Genomic DNA, 1149 nt, shown 5'->3' on the forward strand with positions numbered 1-1149 from the left:
TATTTAAATCTAACTCCAAGCAAGAGTATGTAATTCCTGACATAGATTCAATGGTGAAGAAAGCATCAAGCAGTACTCTAGCTAAGCAAGCTGAAAACGATTTGAATCATAAAAAAATCGAGAGAATAGACAAGGCAAATGCAACTAAAGAGGAAGCAAAATGGCTTACTCAACGTTTAACCGCATCAGATCCTAAAAAGGTCATTTTGAACCTTAAAGCCTATATTAACTCTCTTCCTGTTGATGTTGGTGGATGGTTCCCAATGACTGTCGATCTCGTTACCAAAGGAATCATTACTAGAGACTCATCAACGGTAGACAAACCAGCAGACCAAGAGTTTTTTCATGAGACGACCGTTTTGTGGAAAAACGGAGGGACAACGGTTGCCAATTTTAGAGACAACATCGAATTCGATGGAACTATCACTTATTCACTCTCTGGAGAAGAGATTACTACGTCTCAAATAGTACCGCTTCCTAAACCAGACCATTATTTTGATGAAAGTGACGCTTTTATCTTCATAAAGGAAACTCACGGCCACTACCTAGACTTACTAACCTTCATTCAGCAACAAGCAGAGAAGACACAAGGAAGACTGTACGGAGCGATTTCAGCAAACCGCAAAACAGAAAGGGAGATCCCTTTTAAAAACGAAACATATTCCACTGAAGTAAGAAACCCACAAATAGATTACACCGTTGTGAATGTACAACTTTCGTTAAGTGGGTTTGGTTGGGCATTTAACTATTTGGACCAACTAGCTAACGATATCGACAAATTTAAAAGCATGATTATACAGAGCATTTCGATAAATCTGGAAACAGAAGAGATCGTTCTTAAGATGCAGTACATACACGAAAGTAGCATTCTTAATCAACAAGACAAAGAGGTTTCATTACGTGAAAATTAATACTATTACCCTATGCATCGCGACCCAATTGTTGAGCTTTACAACTTTTGCAAATGATCAATCCGGGCAGACTTACCAAGACATCCAAAAACAACGAAGCCTCTCTATAGAGGAAAACAAATCACTCTCGCAAAATGAGTTGATACGAGCCCAAAAAGAGCATGCTAATAAGATGTTAATGCTTGACAATCAGTATCAGCAGCTTTTGATAGAAAATAACAAATTACTAAACGGTGGG

2 protein-coding genes are annotated in these 1149 nt (G+C 38.2%); both read left to right on the forward strand.

Features of this window, described 5'->3' with window-relative positions; genetic code table 11:
• Positions 1–911, forward strand: a 911-nt coding sequence (locus tag IQR33_RS17730) for a hypothetical protein (protein ID WP_228013965.1), incomplete at its 5' end; no start/stop codon positions are given.
• The coding region (locus IQR33_RS33415; protein WP_228013966.1) for a hypothetical protein at positions 901–1149 on the forward strand (249 nt) is incomplete at its 3' end. The genes IQR33_RS17730 and IQR33_RS33415, both read left to right, overlap by 11 nt.

The organism is Vibrio sp. OPT46 (assembly GCF_015163535.1).
GTDB classification, from domain to species: Bacteria; Pseudomonadota; Gammaproteobacteria; order Enterobacterales; family Vibrionaceae; genus Vibrio; species Vibrio alginolyticus.